General features: G+C 70.5%; 16 protein-coding genes and 1 riboswitch. Of the genes, 13 read left to right on the plus strand and 3 right to left on the minus strand.

All coding sequences use genetic code 11. The annotated features are described in order from the left end of the window. Positions 1–11: 11 nt before the first annotated feature. From VFX14_18470 to VFX14_18480, 3 genes are read right to left on the minus strand one after another with little or no spacing between them, the layout of a single operon-like run. Positions 12–1,118 (minus strand): DUF6282 family protein, encoded by a 1,107-nt coding sequence (locus VFX14_18470; protein ID HEU5191675.1) that lies wholly within the window; start codon positions 1,116–1,118, stop codon positions 12–14. 49 nt (positions 1,119–1,167) lie between these two features. Further along, on the minus strand, positions 1,168–4,236 hold the full coding sequence (locus VFX14_18475) for a hypothetical protein (protein ID HEU5191676.1): 3,069 nt from the start codon (positions 4,234–4,236) through the stop codon (positions 1,168–1,170). After that, positions 4,233–5,321 carry a hypothetical protein gene (locus VFX14_18480; GenBank protein ID HEU5191677.1) on the minus strand — a complete coding sequence of 363 codons (1,089 nt, stop codon included), beginning with the start codon at positions 5,319–5,321 and terminating at the stop codon, positions 4,233–4,235. Before VFX14_18480 ends, VFX14_18475 begins: the two co-directional genes overlap by 4 nt. Positions 5,322–5,446: 125 nt before the next feature. Here VFX14_18480 and VFX14_18485 point away from each other — a divergent pair, with 125 nt between their 5' ends. The 13 genes from VFX14_18485 (at position 5,447) to VFX14_18545 (ending at position 17,169) form a co-directional block, all read left to right on the plus strand. Further along, complete coding sequence (locus tag VFX14_18485; GenBank protein HEU5191678.1) at positions 5,447–6,211, plus strand: enoyl-CoA hydratase/isomerase family protein; 765 nt, start codon at positions 5,447–5,449, stop codon at positions 6,209–6,211. Beyond that, a complete protein-coding gene (locus VFX14_18490) occupies positions 6,208–7,245 on the plus strand; it encodes a cobalamin-independent methionine synthase II family protein (protein HEU5191679.1) in 1,038 nt (345 codons plus the stop codon). Before VFX14_18485 ends, VFX14_18490 begins: the two co-directional genes overlap by 4 nt. Before the next feature lie 10 nt (positions 7,246–7,255). Further along, the gene (locus tag VFX14_18495) at positions 7,256–8,026 is read left to right on the plus strand and encodes a sulfite exporter TauE/SafE family protein (GenBank protein HEU5191680.1); all 771 of its coding nucleotides are present in this window, start codon (positions 7,256–7,258) and stop codon (positions 8,024–8,026) included. Between the two features lie 147 nt (positions 8,027–8,173). Continuing rightward, positions 8,174–8,710: a MarR family winged helix-turn-helix transcriptional regulator gene (locus VFX14_18500; protein HEU5191681.1), complete on the plus strand. Its 537-nt coding sequence runs from the start codon at positions 8,174–8,176 to the stop codon at positions 8,708–8,710. Then, entirely contained in the window at positions 8,605–9,048 is a 444-nt protein-coding gene (locus VFX14_18505) for a hydroxyquinol 1,2-dioxygenase (GenBank protein ID HEU5191682.1), read from the plus strand. The genes VFX14_18500 and VFX14_18505 overlap by 106 nt, the downstream gene beginning before the upstream one ends. A gap of 10 nt (positions 9,049–9,058) precedes the next feature. After that, a complete protein-coding gene (locus VFX14_18510) occupies positions 9,059–10,051 on the plus strand; it encodes a hydroxyquinol 1,2-dioxygenase (GenBank protein HEU5191683.1) in 993 nt (330 codons plus the stop codon). An 18-nt stretch (positions 10,052–10,069) separates the two neighbouring features. Beyond that, complete coding sequence (locus VFX14_18515; GenBank protein HEU5191684.1) at positions 10,070–11,365, plus strand: ABC transporter substrate-binding protein; 1,296 nt, start codon at positions 10,070–10,072, stop codon at positions 11,363–11,365. A gap of 56 nt (positions 11,366–11,421) precedes the next feature. Beyond that, positions 11,422–12,093 carry an ATP-binding cassette domain-containing protein gene (locus tag VFX14_18520; protein ID HEU5191685.1) on the plus strand — a complete coding sequence of 224 codons (672 nt, stop codon included), beginning with the start codon at positions 11,422–11,424 and terminating at the stop codon, positions 12,091–12,093. Next, the gene (locus VFX14_18525) at positions 12,090–12,788 is read left to right on the plus strand and encodes an ABC transporter ATP-binding protein (GenBank protein HEU5191686.1); all 699 of its coding nucleotides are present in this window, start codon (positions 12,090–12,092) and stop codon (positions 12,786–12,788) included. The genes VFX14_18520 and VFX14_18525 overlap by 4 nt, the downstream gene beginning before the upstream one ends. A gap of 4 nt (positions 12,789–12,792) precedes the next feature. Next, on the plus strand, positions 12,793–13,668 hold the full coding sequence (locus VFX14_18530; protein ID HEU5191687.1) for a branched-chain amino acid ABC transporter permease: 876 nt from the start codon (positions 12,793–12,795) through the stop codon (positions 13,666–13,668). Further along, a complete protein-coding gene (locus tag VFX14_18535; protein HEU5191688.1) occupies positions 13,665–14,681 on the plus strand; it encodes a branched-chain amino acid ABC transporter permease in 1,017 nt (338 codons plus the stop codon). Before VFX14_18530 ends, VFX14_18535 begins: the two co-directional genes overlap by 4 nt. A gap of 57 nt (positions 14,682–14,738) precedes the next feature. After that, positions 14,739–14,828, plus strand: a riboswitch (S-adenosyl-L-homocysteine riboswitch). Between the two features lie 24 nt (positions 14,829–14,852). After that, positions 14,853–16,268 carry an adenosylhomocysteinase gene (gene ahcY, locus VFX14_18540; protein ID HEU5191689.1) on the plus strand — a complete coding sequence of 472 codons (1,416 nt, stop codon included), beginning with the start codon at positions 14,853–14,855 and terminating at the stop codon, positions 16,266–16,268. Positions 16,269–16,323: 55 nt separating this feature from the next. Then, positions 16,324–17,169 (plus strand): DMT family transporter, encoded by an 846-nt coding sequence (locus VFX14_18545; protein ID HEU5191690.1) that lies wholly within the window; start codon positions 16,324–16,326, stop codon positions 17,167–17,169. Positions 17,170–17,246 lie beyond the last annotated feature (77 nt).

Genomic DNA, 17,246 nt, shown 5'->3' on the forward strand with positions numbered 1-17,246 from the left:
AGCGGCGTGGCCTAGCCCATCAGGAGGCTGCCGGGCACCTCGCGCCCCATGGCCTCGATCTCGTCGCGGGTCACGCCCTTGGCGGCGAGGGCGGCCACGAACATCTGAAGGCCATCGACCGGCGTGGGATTGCCGCTCTGACCGAGGTCGGTGCCGAGCACGAAGTGGCGCGCGCCCACCGCCTTGACGGCGGCGGCGGTCTCGGCCACCTCGACCCTGGCCGAGTGGCGCAGGAACTCGAGCGGGGCGTCCGGGCCGGTGAGCATGCCCAGCGCGCAGAGCTCCATCTTGGCGTCCATGGCGGCCGCCTTCTTCATCTGCGCCACCGTCATGCCCACCACGTCGAACTGCGCGTGGGTGACCACGATGCGGTCGCAGCCCGCCTCGCGCGCCGCCTCGATGATGGCCAGCGCCTGCTCCCCCGAGGAGTGGCCGGTGTGGACGACCAGGCGTTGGCGCGCGCACACCGCGAGCACCTCGCGCACCTCGGGCAGCACGGCGCCGCGGTCGTCGACCACCCGAATCCCGGCCGGCGCCGTGCCCGCGCGCCTCACGTGATTGTCGGCGTCGAAGGTGGGGAACCACACCACCCGGCCGTAGCGTCCTTGCATGCGCCACATCCACTCCGCCGCCTGGGCATTGATTCCCCCCACCGCCCGGTTCAACACCACGCCGCCGAAGATCTTGATGCCAGGCACGTGCTTCCGGGCGAGCCAGGCGCGGTCGGCGGTGTGGGTGACGTGGTTCTTGAACACGATGGCGTCCATCTGGCGCGATGCCGCCAGCGTGGCCAGCTCATCGTCGTCCACCGCGCGGCCGAAGATGTCGGGCGCGGCATGTGTGTGGAAGTCGATGAGGCCGCGGATCGGGCTCACCAGCGGCGGGGGCGGAGAATAGCCCTGCACGCCGGTGTTGGCGTCGGCGGCGGCTCCCGCTTTCGCGCCGCCTCCGCCGCTTCCGCCCGGGCCGCCCCGCCCGGACCGCGAGCCCCCGCCGCGGTCGCTGCCGCCGTGCGACCGCCGCGCCGCGCGCGCGACGGCGTGTGGCCGATGCGCGAGGTCGCAGCCGCAGAAGAGAGGACGCGGTACCACCGCCGTGGTCTCGAGCCGGTCGATCACGGACCGCGATGATACACGATTGCCGGCACGGTCGCCCGGCCGAGCGACGTCACCACGGCGCAGCGAGGCTCGATGGAATCGGGGGCGACGAGCGGGTCTGTGGCGTTTGCCCGTGCAGCGGGGCATAGCCATCCCAGCGCCAGTCGAGGAAGCGGTCAAGGTAGAGCTGACCCCGGGCGTCGATGCCGCTCGCAAGGACTTCGTGAGTCCCGATGGCCACGAGACCGGTAATCTCGACGGAGGGACCCACCAGCGCCTCCGTCCGCCATGCGAGCGGGGCCACCGGCGTCCTCCCCGTGAGCTCGCGAAGCACGTCTCGCGACGCGGCGCCGCTTCGCGCCGTGAAGAGACCGCCGTGGCGCGCTTCGCCCAGCACCAGCAGGCGCGTGGGCCCGAGCGCTGCCAGCGCCAGCTTGCCCGCGGCGAGACCGACGATCTCGGTGAAGGGCGGCACGTTCCCGCTCGATCTCGGACGGGCCACGGTGACCTCTTCGGACACGAGGTGACAGTGGAACACTCGACCCGTCCCCTCCTCGGCAACCACGAGGTCCATCGTGCCGTCGCCCCAGGACGAGACCGCGAGAGCGTTGAAGGCGATCGGGCTCACCAGGAAGTCGCCGCCCACCTGCTGGCCGGCCTCCCACTGACCGCCCCGGAACCGCCAGCGCGATACCTTGCCCTCCGTGACTGCCAGAAGCTCGAGTCGGCCGGCACCGGCGCTCAGCAGCGCGGGGGGCGCCTGAACCGACGTGGCGTCCGGTATAGTCGGGCCGGCCTCCCATCGGCCGAGCCGGTATCGCCAATGTCTCAAGGTCCGATCGAGGCCCAGCGCCACCACCTCGAGCTGACCGCCGAGCGCCACCGCCGCCGGCCGCGCGTTGGAGACGATGCCGGGACGCTCGTCCACCCGAACGTCGAGCGGACGTACGCCGTCGAGGTACCGGACATGATGGAGCCGCTGATCCTCCCCGAGGTACAGCACGTCGAGTGTTCCGGGCCCGCTGATCAGCGCGGTCGGCTCGGACTGATACCGCGCGCGGCCCACGGCCGGTCCACCCGTGAAGGCGGCCGGGACACGGCTCCCCACGAGCGCACGGCGTAGACCGGTGTCCGAGCCCACGACCAGGAGGTCGGCGTGTCGATCGCTGAGGGCGAGCGCGGGACGGCCTACGACCGCGGGCCCAACAATGGCGTCCCACCCGCGCCACTGGACGGTGACCCACGGAGCCCGCCCCCACTGCTGCGCGGAAAAGCTGTTGTCGAACATCGAGCGCGGATCGGCGGCGGCGTGTCGGCCCGGCCATCCCGCGCCCAGCACGTGAACGCGACCCATGCTCGACACCGCGGCCGCCACCGGCGCCCCGACCCGGACGAAGGGACTCACCCCGGATCGCACGAGGGGCAGGCCCACCGGCTGCCAGCCCTGCCACCCCATCGAATAGCGGCGCCCGTCTACTTCGCCCGCCGCCGGCGAGAAGTGATTGTGGAAGAGCTGCTGATCCCCCCCGGCGACGAACATTTCGACGCGCCGATGACCGGAGCAGGCGAGCGTCGGATCGTCGGCGGGCGTCACCCCGCTCACCAGCGACCATGCCGAGGCGGAGAGCCCGGCGGCTCCCTCGTCGGCGCGGAACGGGTCGAGGGTCGCGGACACGGTCTGATGCACGATCGAGCCATGGGCTCGGCTGATATACGCCACGTCCACGCGTCCATCGCCGCAAGCTGCCGTCGCCAGGGCGCCGCGAACCCCCTGGCTCGCGAGCTGCTGCACCGCGCCCCAATACCCGGTCTCGAGGTCGAACGCGATCCCGAAGAGTCGCGCCCCCTGATCGACGAAGAGGAGCAGGAGCTTGCTGCCCGACTGCGCGAGCGCGGGATCGCGGAGCGGCGGCACCGGCGCGGCGCCTCGCATGGGCACCGGGCGGAGGCTCTGCCACGATCCGTCGACACGCCGCACGTGCTGCAGGCGGCCGTCCGTCGCCACCGCGACCACCTCGAGCTGGCCGGGGGCGGTGGCGAGGAGGGCGGGCCGGCGCGCGTCGAGCCGCATCGCCGAGCCTGGGTCTGGAATCGACACCTCGGACCACGCGCCCTCGCGATGGCGGACGTGTCGGAGTCGTCCGGACGCGTCGACGGCCACCGCGTCGAGGCGGTCGGCGCCGCTTCCGACCAGCGCGGGATCGGCGGCGGCCAGCGCGTCGGCCGCGATCGCGGCGAAGCCGGTCCACGCGCCGTCCACACGACGCCCGTGATGGAGCTGGCCCGACGGCGAGCGCACCACGGCGTGGAGCACCGGCTCCGGCGCGTCGGGACGGACGAGATACGAGGCACGAAGCCGCGTACGGACGATGCCGCCGGTCCAAGGCTCGCGGCGCAGACGCAGCTCCGGCACGGCGAAGCGATCGTAGGAGAGAAGGCGGGTGACGTCCACGGGGGCCGAGAGCGGAGGCCCGAGGAGATCCGCCACCCTCCGCGTGATCTGGCGGTCTGGAATGCCGGAGATGTTGATGGAGCCGGGCCCTGGTGTCGCGACGAGGCGGACCATGGTCCCCTGGGGATGGGGGGCGCCGAGGCGCAGCGTGCCGCTCAGCCGATAGTCGTTGACGTCGAGCGACACCGACAGCGGCTGGTCCACGTCGGGGACCTTGAGCGAGCCTCCCGCGGTCGCACGCACGCGCAGCATGAAGGCGATCTCGCCGGCTCCGAGGTCGAACCGGAACACGGGCGGGTCCAGCACCTCGAGGCGTAGGCGGCGAAGGCTCGTGAGGCGGGCGCCCAGCCGCTCCGCGAGCCGGCCGAGCTCCGGTCCGATCCAGGGCCCGAGCTCCCGCTGCATTTCGTCCGCGGCCCGATCCATCATTTCGGGGGCGAAGCGAAGCGCGCCGCGCTGGCGGAAGACCTCACGCAGATTGCTCGAGCTGATCCTGGGCACCCCGTCGACCATGGCGAAGTCGATCTGCACGACCGCCCCGCGCCAGGTGGCCAGCGCGTCATTCGCCGCCTCTTCGGTGCCGAGCTGCTGCGTATAGCTGGCGACGTCGTAGCTGGTCAGATAGAAGGCGGGCGAGCAGCCGCTCAACACGAGCCCGAGCAGCGCGAGACCGACCGCCTTCTTCATGGCGACCGCTTGAGGGTGAACTGGACCCAGAGCCATGTGTTGCCGTTTTGCTGCTGCACCGCTTCCGGGAGCTGCGCGACCACCTCGGGACTGAGCTCCACCGTCCACGGCATCGTCGCGGCGCCTGCTTCGGTCTCGTTGACCCGGTAGGCCGGGGTGAAGAACGTCGCGCGATCCTCGGGCCGGCAGCGCAGGCCCGCCGAGCTCACTCGCTCCATCCCGAAGTCGATGTCGCCATCATCGGCGAGCGCGTCGGCCTCGCACGTGCGGCGCGTTCCTTCGGCGTCGCCGGCACGGACGGAGAGGGGCTTGACGACGCGGAACATCGCGTCCATCGGCACATTGCCGGCACATTCATCGCCATCGGGGTCCGGGCCCACCCCGTTGTGGAGGCCCGTGCACGTGGCCTGGAACACGCGCACCTGGGCGACATGGAGCCGCGGGTCAAAGGCCTCCTTGATCCGGCCGTCGCGTGCGGGCTCGCGCCACGTCCAGGTGGACGTGTCCGGCACCCGGATCAGCCGACGCAGCGGCAGGGTCACACCGCCCGGCTGGACCTGGATGAGCGTGCCCGCGTCGTCCATCGACGGAACGAGCGCCGCCGAGTCCGGAAACTGCAGGCTGGCGAAGTAGCTCGCCGTGACCGGCGGCAGAAAGACGGCCGCGGCCTGGTCGCGACAGCCCGAGGCGTAGGGAAACCTCGTGACCGGCTCGAAGTCCCGGGACATCAGCGCCCGGCGTGTGACCGCGACCTCGGGCAGCGCCGTGAGCACGCCGGACCGTTCATCCTCTCCGCACCGGTTCGGCACGGCGCAGAGGTCACACGCGGGGCCCGTCGTGATCTTCTGCCAGCGCACGGTCACGTGCGGGTCCTCCGCCGTCCAGTACCGCACGACGGCGGGGAGACTCGCCCGGGAGGTCACGAAGTCCGGCTCCATGGTCACACCCTCGAGCAGGATCTGCCCCTGTCCAGCGGGAAGGTACCCGACCGATTGACAGCCGAGCTGGGCGAGGGCGGCCAGAGCGAGGAGGAGACGGCGCGCGACGACGCGTGGGCCGAACGAGGGTACCGGGACCGGCTTCATGCCGCGGGGACTATCTCACAGCGGCTCGGGGCGCACCAGATCGGTGCCACCCTCGGTCCCCGCCGTCTGCCCGGCGCCCACATGGATGTCCGCGCCGTTGCTCCAGGTGCTAGTATTCCGGCCGCATGCGCACGATGCGGCTCGAGATCACGGACGAGGTGGCCCGACTCACCCTCGACCGCCCCGATGTCCTGAACGCCGGCAACCGGGAATGGGTGCGTGATCTCGGCGAGGCGGTGTCGCGCATTGGCGACGCGCGAGGCGTGCGGGTCGCGGTGATCACGGGCGCCGGCCGCGCCTTCTGCACCGGCGTGGACCTGGGCGCGCTGGCGCGCGGCGAGTTCGGCTTCCCCGACTTCCGCGCCTGGGAAGACGCCATGGTGACCATCGAGGACATGAACACGGTATTCGTGGCCGCCATCAACGGGCACGCGTTGGGCGGGGGGCTGCAGCTCGCGCTGGTCTGCGACTACCGCCTGGCCAGCGACGCGGCGCTGATCGGGCTGCCCGCGGTAAAGGAGGGGCTGATCCCCTCCCTCGCGCTCTATCGCCTGCCGCGTCTGGTGGGTCTGGCCCGCGCGCGCGAGCTGATCCTGCTGGGCGAGAACATCAGCGCCCGCGAGGCCGAGCGCCTGAACGTCGTGAACCGCGTGGTGCCGGCAGCGGAGTTCGCGGAGGCGGTGGAGAGCACCGTGAAGCGCTTCCTCGCGCTGCCCGCCACCACCGTCCGCGCCAGCAAGCGCCTCACCGGCCTCGCCTTCGATCTCGACCGCGACCCGTTCCGCGAGCGCATGAACACGGCCCTCGAGCCGATGCTCGACTCGCCCGAGCACAAGGCGGCGATGGCAGCGTTTCGCCACGGGCGGCCGGCGCGCCCGGAGGTCCCATGAGCCCGACCATTGCCACGCCGCGCATCCTGCCCACCTCCGTGGTCGGCAGCCACGGCCTGCCTGGCTGGGTGTGGCTGGCCCGCGAGGCCATGGAGGCCGGCCGCATGGGCGCCCTCGACGTGCGCGAGCTGATGGAGGATGCCACCCAGGTGGCCATCCTGGACCAGGAGCGCGCCGGGGTGGACGTGGTCTCCACCGGCGAGATGATGCGCGTGCGCTTCATCATCGGCTTCTACGACCGCATCACCGGCATCCGCCCCCTGCCCCCGCCGCGACAGCTCGGCCAGCCGCTCTGGGACACCAACACGCCGTTCGAGGTCACGGAGAAGATCGCGGCGCCGCGCGGCCTCGGCATCGTCGAAGAGTTCCGTCTCGCCCGTGGCCTCACCGACAAGCTGATCAAGGCCACGGTGCCGGGCCCGTACACCCTGCTGGTGCCGCTCAAGCTCGGCGGGGGCTACCGTGACAAGGAGACCCTTCTCGCCGACCTCGTCGCCATCGTCAACGCGGAGTGCCGGGCGCTGGTGGCAGCCGGCGCCACCTTCATCCAGATCGACGAGCCCCATCACGGCATGTACTCCGGCTCCGTGCACGAGGTGGCCAAGGGCGTGAATCGCGCGGTGGACGGCGTGGACGCCAAGATCGCCGTGCACGTCTGCTTCGGCAACCTCTACGGCCGCCCGTTCAGCGCGGTGCGCGACTACCGGAACGTCTTTCCCACGCTCCACGATCTTCGCTGCTCGCAGATCGTGCTCGAGTTCGCCAACCGCGGCATGGAGGATCCCGCGCGCTGGAAGGACTTCCCGCGCGACAAGGAGCTGGGCGCGGGCGTCATCGACGTGAAGGCCTTCAAGTCGGAGACCGCGGAGGACGTGGCCGAGCGCATCCGCGCCTTCCTGCCCCACATCCCGCCCGAGCGGCTCTGGCTGAACCCGGACTGCGGCTTCTGGGAGACGCCGCGCTGGGTCGTGCGGCAGAAGCTCACCGCGCTCTGCGAGGGGACACGGCGCGTGCGCGCGGAGCTGGGCGGCTAGCGCGCGTCCCGTGGACGGCCCCTCGGCGGTGATGCTCCTCGGGGCGGGTCTGGCCGGAGGCGTGGTGACCGCGATGGTCGGGGGCTCCTCGCTGATCACCTTCCCCGCACTGCTCGCCGCCGGACTCCCGCCCATCGTGGCCAACGCCTCCAACACGGTGGCCCTCACGCCGGGGAATTTCGCCGGCGGCCTGGCCGACCTCGAGCGGATGCCGCGCTGGGACCGCTCGTTTCTGGGTCTGATGGCGGTGGCCGTCGTGGGCAGCGCGGCGGGCGCGGCGCTGCTCCTCGCCACACCGGAGAGGGCCTTCACCGCGCTGGTGCCCCTTCTCATCGGCTTCGCCACCCTGCTCTTCGCCCTGTCGAACCGGATCCGTGCGCGCCTCGCGTGGGGAAAGGACGGCGGTGGGCACTGGACCTCCGGCCCCGTGCGTCTGCTTCTGTTCGCCCCGGTGGCCGTATACGGTGGCTACTTCGGCGCCGGCATGAGCGTGATGCTCCTCGCGCTCCTGGCGATGACGCTGGAGGCCGACTTCCGTGCCATCAACGTGCTGAAGAACCTGCTCTCCGGGCTCACCAGCCTCGTCGCGGTGGTCGTGTTCGTCTCGCAGGGCGTGGTCGCGTGGCTGCCCGTCGCGGTCATGATGGGGGGCGTGCTGGCGGGCGGCTTCCTGGGCGGACGGCTCGTGCGCGTGCTGCCGCCGCGCCTGCTGCGCAGCGTCGTCATCACGGTGGGCACGGTGCTCACGGTGGTCTACGCCTGGCGCTACTGGGCCTCTTGACAAGGCACGGGGCCAGACTTACAAACAGTTCGAATTCGAACCATGGCGACGCGCTACCCTGGCAGCCCCGCGGAGACGGCGGCCCTCGACGCGTACATCAAGCTCATGCGCGCGGCAGAGTCGCTCACCGCGCGGGTGGGCGGCGTGATGGCGGGGGCCGGGCTCACCATCGGCCAGTTCGGCGCGCTCGAGGCCCTGCTCCACCACGGGCCCCTCTGCCAGCGCGAGCTGGGCGAGAAGCTCCTCCGCAGTGACGCCAACACCGCCGTCGTGGTGGGCAATCTCATGCGTCGCGGGCTGGTCGGGCGCACGCGCCGCAAGGACGACCGCCGCTATCAGACCGTGGCGCTGTCCGAATCGGGCCGGCGCCTCATCACCGACATCTTCCCCCGCCACGTGGCCGGGCTCGTGCGCGAAATGGGCATGCTCTCGCGAGACGAGCAGGAGCTGCTGGGGGGACTCTGCCGTCGCCTGGGCCTCCCCGAGGAAGCCCGCGACGAGCGCACAGGAGGCGAACGATGGAACACAAGACCCGCTTCGGATCGCTCCAGGACTATGCCAAGGGCGGTGTCGAGGTCATCAACGACGATGCGCGCAACTACGTCTTCTCGAACGTCTTCGACGTGGCTTCTCGATCCAAGCCATACGAGAAGGTCGCCGTCGGCAAGAACATCGAATACGTGATCGAGGCGATTCGCGCCGAGGGCACCTCGGGCTGGCGTGCCCCCGCGCAGGACGAGTTCGCGCTGGTGATGGACGGCGAGGTGGAGATCCGCCTGCTGAAGCTCGACAAGCCCGCCGGCGCCGCCAAGGGCTCCGTCGCCATCCCCGGCACACCCGCGGGCAAGAAGATGGGCGTGGTGCGCGCCCGGCGCGGCCACATGACGCTCCTCCCCGTGGGGAGCGCCTATCAGTTCCACGCCGCCAAGCCGGGCGTCGTTCTGCTCCAGACCGTCGCCGGAGCCGACACCGTCGAGAAGTGGGCCGACATTTGCCAGACCGCGCCGCGGCCCGGCCGCTAGGAGGGAAGGCATGAGCCAGAGCACGAGCAACGTTCCCGAGATCGGCTCCATCGAGCCCAATCGGCATGGCTACCGCACCTTCACGCTGGGCGACTTCGGCTTCAGCCGCGACGAGTACTTCGTGCAGATCGCGTGGCCGAAGGGGAGCCACCTGATCGCCGCCGACGCCTTCCTCCGCGCCCTCCAGCGCGACATCGCCTGGGGCTTCTTCTACGGCATCGTGAACTTCGACGCGGTGGTGGGCACGATGAACCACTACGGCTCCGTGGACCTCTTCGCGGGCCGCTTCAACGCGCACTACCGCAAGGCGGGGATGGACCACAGCCAGCGCTTCGACACCCCGCTGATCCAGCGCGTGTTCGAGGCCATGCTGGAGGACTGGACCAACAAGACCTTCGATCCCTTCGCGAGCCCCCAGGAGACGGGCAGCGCGTTCGGCCCGAAGAACGGGAGCAACAAGGAAGCGATCACCCGGCATCGCGTCACCGCCAAACGCATGATCGGCGCCCCCGGCGACGAGCCCACCCGCTCGGACGAGAGCGGCTTCCCCATCAACCGCCACTTCAAGGACGTGCCGCAGGACAAGCCGGAGATCCTCACCGAGCCCGGCTTCGAGGGCGAGGTGGTGGCATTCAACCTCTTCGCCTATCTCTCGCGGTCGGACGTGACGTGGAACCCGTCGATCGTGTCCGTGTGCAAGGCGAGCCTCTACTGCCCGACCACCGAGGAGTACATCCTGCCCGTCATCCACGGCAACGACCGCGTGGAGTGGTTCGTGCAGCTCTCGGACGAGATCCAGTGGGAGGTGGAAGACCGCGACACCGGCGCCATGCGCGCGCGGGTGACGATGCGGGCGGGCGACGTCGCCGCGATGCCCGCGGACATCCGCCACCGCGGCTTCTCGCCCAAGCGCTCGATGCTGCTGGTGTGGGAGAACGCCAGCCCCGACCTGCCCGCGCTCTACGCGAGCGGCAAGATGCCGCCCACCCCCGTGCAGTTCTAGGACGGAGAGGAGACTTCCATGGCCGATGTCCCCGCCGTCGCTCGCCGACAATTCTTGCGCGTCGCCTCCGCCGGCACCGCCGCCGCACTGACCGGGCTGCGTCCTGGGTCGGCGCGGGCCCAGAGCGCCGGGCGCGCCATCAAGATCGGCTACGTGAGCCCCCAGACCGGCCCGCTGGCCGGCTTCGGCGAGACCGACGGCTTCGTGGTGGGCGGGATCCGCAAGGCCCTCGGCAAGGGGCTCGGGATCGGCGGGCGCCGACATCCCATCGAGGTACTCGTGCGCGACAGCCAGTCCGATCCCAATCGCGCCGCCGAGGTGGCCTCGCGCCTCATCCTCACCGACAAGGTCGATCTCATGCTGGTGGCGAGCACGCCGGAGACCACCAATCCGGTCTCCGATCAGTGCGAGGTGAACGGCACGCCGTGCATCTCCACGATGTGCCCGTGGCAGCCGTGGTTCTTCGCCCGCGGCGGCAAGCCGGACGCCGGGTTCAAGTCGACGTATCACTTCTTCTGGGGGCTGGAGGACATCATCGGGGTCTTCATCGACATGTGGAGCTCGATCGCGACCAACAAGGTGGTCGGCGCCCTCTGGCCGAATGATGGCGACGGCAATGCCTGGAGCGACAAGGAGCGGGGCTTTCCCCCCGCGCTCGGCAAGGCCGGTTACAAGGTCGTGGATCCCGGCCGCTACCCAAACCTCTCGGACGACTTTTCCGCCCAGATCTCCACGTTCAAGCGCGAGAAGGTCGAGATCGTCACCGGCGTGCCGATCCCCCCGGACTGGACCACGTTCTGGAAGCAGGCCGCGCAGCAGGGCTTCCGGCCCAAGGTGGCGACCATCGGCAAAGCCCTCCTCTTTCCCAGATCCGTGGAGGCGCTGGGCGCGCTGGGCGACGGCATGTCCACCGAGGTGTGGTGGACGCCGCAGCATCCGTTCAAGTCGTCGCTGACCGGCGCCACCGCCGCCGCCTTCGCCGGGGACTACACGCGCGAGACCAAGAAGCAGTGGACGCAGCCGCTGGGCTTCGTCCACGCGCTGTTCGAGGTAGGGTTGGACGTGCTCAAGCGCGCGAAGAACCTCGATGATAAGAGCACCGTCATCGCGGCCATCAGGGAGACCAATCTCAACACGCTGGTCGGCCCCGTGGCCTGGGGCAAGGGCCCGGTGCCCAACGTGACCAAGACCCCGCTCGTCGGCGGGCAATGGGGCAAGGGCAAGAGCTTCCCCTACGACATCACCATCGCGAGCAACAAGAGCGCGCCAAGCATCCCGGTGGGCGACAAGCTCCGCCCGCTCAAGCAGGCCTGAGCCCGACGCCGCTGCTCGCGCTGGAGGAAGTTTCGCGGGCGTTCGGCTCGCTGCAGGTGCTCGATCGCCTGAGCCTCGCGGTGGGCGAGCGCGAGGCCGTCGGCGTCATCGGGCCGAATGGCGCGGGGAAGACCACGGCTCTCAACGTCCTCGCGGGGCGACTCCGCCCCGACCGCGGGCGCGTGACCCTGGGGGGCCGCGACATCACTGCGCTCCCCGCGCATGCCCGCTCGCGCGCCGGCATCGTGCTCACGCATCAGATCCCCCATCCCTTCGAGGCGATGACGGTGTTCGAGAACGTGCTCGTGGGGGCGACCCATGGGGGCGGCCGGCACGAGCGCGAGGCCTACGCCGTCTGCGGCGACGCGCTCGCGCTGGCCGGGCTCGGCGGCAAGGCCAACACCCGCGCGGGGGCGCTGACTCTCCTCGAGCGCAAGCGGCTCGAGCTGGCCCGCGCCCTCGCCACCGGGCCGCGCGTGCTGCTGCTCGACGAGATCGCGGGCGGGCTCACCGAGCCCGAGGTGCTGGCCATGGTGGGCGTGATTCGCGAGGTGCGATCGCGGGGCATCGCCATCATCTGGATCGAGCACATCGTGCACGCGCTCCGCGCCGCGGTGGACCGGCTGGTGTGCATCGACTTCGGCGCCGCCATCATGGACGGGCCGCCCGACGCGGTGATGGGGAGCCCGGAGGTGCAGCGTGTGTATCTCGGGATCGACGTGACGTGAGCCTGCTGAGCGTCCGCGAGCTGTCCGCGTTCTACGGTGACTTCCAGGCGCTGTTCGGCGTGTCCCTGGAAGTCGCCGCGGGCGAGCTGGTGGCGGTGATCGGCGCCAACGGCGCGGGCAAGACCACGCTGCTGCGCGCGCTGGCCGGCGCGGTGCCGGGCGCGCGTGGGGCCGTCGAGCTGGACGGCCGTTCGGTGACGGGCCTTCCCGCGGAGGCGCTGGTGGGCCTCGGGCTGGTGCTGGTGCCCGAGGGACGGAAGATCTTCCCCAGCCTCACCGTGGAGGAGAATCTCCGCGTGGGCGCCTACCGCGGGCGCCCCGGCCCGTGGAGCCTCGCGCGCGTGCAGCGTCTCTTCCCCATCCTCGCCGCGCGGCGGCGCGAGCCCGGCACCAATCTCTCCGGCGGGGAGCAGCAGATGCTGGCCATCGGCCGCGGGCTCATGGCCAATCCGCGCCTCCTGCTCGTGGACGAGATCTCGCTGGGGCTGGCGCCGCTGATGGTGAAGCGGCTCTACGAGGCGTTGACGGCCATCCGCGCCGAAGGGGCCACGTTGATCGTCGTGGAGCAGGACGTAAGCCAGGTGCTGGCCGTCGCCGAGCGCGTCTACTGCCTGCGCAAGGGCGCGGTGTCGCTCGAGGGCGTGCCCGCGCGGCTCGGGCGCGCGCAGCTCGCCGGCGCCTACTTCGGGACCTGAGACGATGGCCTGGGTCGACACCGTGGTGCAGGGCGTGCTGCTGGGCGGGCTCTACGCGCTCTTCGCCACCGGGCTCTCACTGATCTTCGGCGTCATGCGCCTGGTGAACCTGGCGCACGGAGACTTCAGCATTCTCGCCGCCTTCCTCGCCGCCGCCGCGGTCGCCGCGTGGGGCCTGAATCCCCTGCTCGCGCTCGCGCTGGTGGTGCCGCTGATGGCAACGCTCGGCTACGGGCTCCAGTGGCTCGTGCTGGATCGTCTGCTCGGCCGCGGCGTGCTCCCCGCCGTGCTGGTCACGTTCGGCTTCTCGGTGATCATCCAGAACGGGCTCCTCGAGGCGTTCTCCGCGGACTCGCGGCGGCTGAACCCGGGCGGCATCGAGACGGCCAGCCTCTCGCTGGGCGGCGGCCTCGCGGTGGGCTGGTTCCCCCTGCTCACCTTCGCCGTCGCGGTGCTGCTGCTGGGCGGGCTTCAGCTCTTGATCGGCCACACCGCGATCGGCCGCGCGTTTCGTGCGACGTCCGACGACGCCGCTACCGCGGCGCTCATGGGCATCGACAACCGGCGCCTGCACGGCCTCGCCATGGCGCTCTCGCTCGCCATCGTCGCGGTGGCCGGCATCTTCCTCGGGATCCGCACCACGTTCACGTTCGGCAGCGGGCCCGATCGCCTCCTCTTCGCCTTCGAGGCGGTGATCATCGGCGGGCTTGGGTCGCTCTGGGGCACGCTGGTGGGCGGTGTCGTACTGGGGGTGGCGCAGACGGTGGGCGCCAAGCTCTCGCCGGGCTGGGGGATCCTCACCGGGCACCTGGTCTTCCTCGCCGTGCTGCTGCTTCGCCCCTCGGGCCTCTTCTCCCCCAAGCGCCGGGTGGACGCGTGAGCGCGCCCGCGAGCGCCGCGCCACTCGCGCCGGTGGTGGAGCGCACCACGCCCGCGAGTCGCGCGGGCGCGGTGGCGGGCGTGGTGCTGCTCGCCGCGCTGATCGCGCTGCCGTGGGTGGGCACCTCGGGCACGATGCGCATGGTCGTCGAGCTGATCGCGCTGCTGGTCCTGGCTCAGATGTGGAATCTCCTCGCCGGCTACGCGGGGCTGGTCTCCATCGGCCAGCAGGCCTATGTTGGCCTCGGCGGCTACGCGCTGATCGTGCTGGCGGACGATCTCGGCGTGAATCCGTTCCTGGCCGTCCCGCTCGCGGGCGTGGTCGCCGTCGCGGTCGCGCTGCCCACCGCGGTGCTCGTCTTCCGCTTCCGCGGCGGCTACTTCGCGGTGGGCACCTGGGCGGTGGCCGAGGTGTACCGGCTGCTCGTGGCCAACACGGACGCGCTGGGGCGCGGCACCGGGCGGACGCTCAAGGCGGTGTTCCCCCTGGCGCGGGAAACACGTGAGCTCGGCACCTACGCGATCGCGCTCGGCATCGGGCTCGCCGCCCTCGCCGCGATGTACGTCTATCTCCGCTCGCGGCAGGGCCTCGGGCTCATGGCCATCCGCGACAGCGAGCCCGCCTCGGAAAGCCTGGGCATCGACGTGTTCCGCACCAAGCTCACCGTGTACCTCATCGCCGCCTTCGGCACCGGCGTGACCGGCGCGCTCATCTATTTGAACCTCCTGCGCATCTCGCCCGACGCGGCGTTTTCCATCAGCTGGACAGCCTACACGATCTTCATCGTGGTGATCGGCGGGCTCGGCACGCTCGAGGGGCCCATCGTCGGCACGCTCCTCTTCTTCTTCCTCCGCGAGATCCTGTCCGAGTACGGCGCCTGGTACATGATCCTGCTGGGCGTGCTCGCGATCGTCGCCATGCTGCGCTTCCCACAGGGCCTGTGGGGGCTGGTGGCCGAGCGCTGGGGCCTCGACATGTTCCCCGTGCGCCGGCGGGTGCGCGCGCCGCGCTGAGCCGGGCGCCGAAAGACTTGCCTCGGGCGGATGCCGGCGTGATAATCACCGAGGACCTGCCCCGAGGAGCGTTGCGACGGGAGCCATCCCGCCAGGCTCGGGGCGGCTGACCGACCCGGTCAGCGAGACGAACGGCGCTCGCAAACTCCCGATTTCAGAGGAGGGCGCGAGATGAGCGCCACGACCGCCAAGCCCACCGCCGACCACGCCGTCACCGATCTCACCCTCGCCGACTGGGGCCGCAAGGAGATACAGATCGCCGAGACCGAGATGCCCGGCCTCATGGCCATTCGCGAGGAGTATGCGAGCGCCCGGCCGCTCAAGGGCGCCCGCATCACCGGGTCGCTGCACATGACCATCCAGACCGCGGTGCTCATCGAGACGCTGCAGGCCCTCGGCGCCGAGGTGCGCTGGGCGTCGTGCAACATCTTCTCGACCCAGGATCACGCCGCCGCCGCCATCGCCGCGAATGGCACCGCGGTCTTCGCGAAGAAGGGCGAGTCGCTGGAGGAGTACTGGGAGTACACCCACCGCATCTTCGAGTGGCCGGACGGCGGGCACTCCAACATGATCCTGGACGACGGCGGGGACGCCACCCTGCTACTGCACCTGGGCGCGAAGGCGGAGAAGGACGCCTCCGCGATCGCGAAGGCGACCAACGAGGAGGAGACGGCCCTCTTCGCCTCGATCAGGGCCCGGCTCGCCAAGGACCCGACCTGGTACTCGACGCGCGTGGCCAAGATCAAGGGCGTGAGCGAGGAGACCACCACCGGGGTCAAGCGCCTCTATCAGATGCACAAGGAGGGGCGGCTCAAGTTCCCCGCCATCAACGTCAACGACTCCGTCACCAAGAGCAAGTTCGACAACCTCTACGGCTGCCGCGAGTCGCTCGTGGACGGCATCAAGCGCGCCACCGACGTGATGGTGGCGGGCAAGGTGGCGGTGGTGTGCGGCTATGGCGACGTGGGGAAGGGCTCGGCCCAGGCTCTGCGCGCGCTCTCCGCCCAGGTGTGGGTGACCGAGGTCGATCCGATCTGCGCGCTGCAGGCGGCGATGGAAGGCTATCGCGTGGTCACGATGGACGAGGCCTGCGACAAGGCCGACATCTTCGTGACCGCCACCGGCAACTTCCACGTGATCAGCCATGACCACATGCGGCGGATGAAGGATCAGGCCATCGTCTGCAACATCGGCCACTTCGACTCCGAGATCGACATCGCCTCGCTCAAGCAGTACAAGTGGGAGAACATCAAGCCGCAGGTGGATCACGTGGTGTTCCCGAACGGCAAGCGCATCATCCTCCTCGCCGAAGGGCGTCTCGTGAACCTCGGCTGCGCCACCGGTCACCCCAGCTACGTGATGTCCTCGTCCTTCGCCAATCAGGTGATCGCGCAGATCGAGCTCTTCAATAACCCCACCAAGTATCCGGTCGGCGTGTATGTGCTGCCGAAGCACCTGGACGAGAAGGTGGCGCGGCTTCAGCTCAAGAAGCTCAACGCCACCCTCACCGTGCTCAGCGACGAGCAGGCGAAGTACATCGGGGTGGCGAAGACCGGGCCGTTCAAGCCGGATCACTACCGGTACTAGACGTCTGCGGCGCGCACCGGGCGACCGCGTCACCTACCGGGAAGGTCTCTTCTTCCTGGTCACGGTGGTGCTCGCCTGGGGCCTCACGTGGCCGATCAACAAGGTGATCCTGAGATCGCTGCCGCCGCTGTGGGCGGTGGCGCTGCGCACCGCACTCGCGGCGGTGGTCCTCGTGCTCGTGGCATCGCTCCGGGGCCGGCTGGTCCGGCCGCCCCGGGGCGACATGCCCGTGCTCCTCTCGATCACGCTGCTGCACATCGTGGGCTTCTCGGTGCTCTCGACCTGGGGCCTCATGCGCGTGCCCGCCGGCCGCTCGGTGGTGCTCGCCTACACCACGCCGCTCTGGGTGATTCCGGGCGCGTGGCTGTTCCTCGACGAACGGCTGACGCGGCGGCGCGGGCTGGGCGTGGTGATCGGGCTCGCCGGCCTGCTCACGCTGTTCAACCCACTCGCGCTCGACTGGTCGGATCGCGCCATCGTGCTGGGCCATCTCGCCATCGTGGCCGCCGCGATGCTGTGGGCACTCAGCATCCTCCACATCCGCGGGCATCGTTGGATCTCCACGCCGTTCGAGCTCCTGCCGTGGGAGACCCTGCTCGCGACCGCGATCCTCGGCGTGATCGCGCTGGCCTCCTCGCCCTGGCCCCACCCGGCATGGACCCCGTCGCTGACGCTGCTGGTCCTCTACGCGGGAATCCCGGGCTCCGCCCTGGCCTACTGGGCAGTGGCCATGGCCAGCCGCTATCTACCAGCGGTTACCACATCGCTGGGGCTCCTGGCGACACCTGTCGTGAGCGTGATCGCGGCCACGATCTTCCTCGGCGAGCCGCTCACGCCGAGCCTGCTCCTGGCCATCGTGCTGATCCTGGGCGGCGTCGCCCTCGGCACCGCCCAGGCTTGACAGTCTCGCCGCACGCTTCGTAGACTCGAATCCGTGATCGACATGCGGCTCGCGCGAACTTCAAAGAGCACCGACAA

The organism is Candidatus Methylomirabilota bacterium, assembly GCA_035764725.1.
In the GTDB taxonomy this organism is placed as follows: Bacteria; Methylomirabilota; Methylomirabilia; order Rokubacteriales; family CSP1-6; genus DASRWT01.

What these genes read in the sequence shown, in the direction of transcription:
- VFX14_18475 (HEU5191676.1), bottom strand. Translation starts at nt 4,236, where the DNA reads ATGAAGAAGGCGGTCGGTCTCGCGCTGCTCGGGCTCGTGTTGAGCGGC.
- VFX14_18480 (HEU5191677.1), bottom strand. Translation starts at nt 5,321, where the DNA reads ATGAAGCCGGTCCCGGTACCCTCGTTCGGCCCACGCGTCGTCGCGCGC.
- VFX14_18485 (HEU5191678.1), top strand. Translation starts at nt 5,447, where the DNA reads ATGCGCACGATGCGGCTCGAGATCACGGACGAGGTGGCCCGACTCACC.
- VFX14_18490 (HEU5191679.1), top strand. Translation starts at nt 6,208, where the DNA reads ATGAGCCCGACCATTGCCACGCCGCGCATCCTGCCCACCTCCGTGGTC.
- VFX14_18500 (HEU5191681.1), top strand. Translation starts at nt 8,174, where the DNA reads ATGGCGGGGGCCGGGCTCACCATCGGCCAGTTCGGCGCGCTCGAGGCC.
- VFX14_18510 (HEU5191683.1), top strand. Translation starts at nt 9,059, where the DNA reads ATGAGCCAGAGCACGAGCAACGTTCCCGAGATCGGCTCCATCGAGCCC.
- VFX14_18515 (HEU5191684.1), top strand. Translation starts at nt 10,070, where the DNA reads ATGGCCGATGTCCCCGCCGTCGCTCGCCGACAATTCTTGCGCGTCGCC.
- VFX14_18530 (HEU5191687.1), top strand. Translation starts at nt 12,793, where the DNA reads ATGGCCTGGGTCGACACCGTGGTGCAGGGCGTGCTGCTGGGCGGGCTC.
- ahcY (HEU5191689.1), top strand. Translation starts at nt 14,853, where the DNA reads ATGAGCGCCACGACCGCCAAGCCCACCGCCGACCACGCCGTCACCGAT.